General features: G+C 37.5%; 1 pseudogene. It reads left to right on the forward strand.

Annotated features, from left to right (window positions below):
- Positions 1 to 103: 103 nt before the first annotated feature.
- Positions 104 to 296: pseudogene (locus tag FOF46_RS31130) on the forward strand (hypothetical protein); the annotation flags it as partial.

Raw genomic sequence — 296 nt, forward strand, 5'->3', positions numbered from 1 at the left:
ACCAACAAAAAACAATCAACTAAAGAATATGCTATCAAAGAGTTTACAAATATTACGAAGTAAAGGGTATATCGTGTACCGGGAGCCATTTAAACTCAATATTGTGGGCTATCGAAGTCGTTTTGTTCGAAGTAATCGATTTGATGATGAAATACATGTATTCTACACCAATGATCAAGGGAGGTGGGTGTATCATATCTTTAAAGCCACTACAGATCCCGGACAGTATTGGCTAGAAAACCCAATGCACCCACAAGGGACTGCATTTCTAAAGAAAGGACAATATATAAACTCCC

Origin of the sequence: Aquimarina algiphila, from assembly GCF_007489275.1 — a bacterium.
In the GTDB taxonomy this organism is placed as follows: domain Bacteria; phylum Bacteroidota; class Bacteroidia; order Flavobacteriales; family Flavobacteriaceae; genus Aquimarina; species Aquimarina algiphila.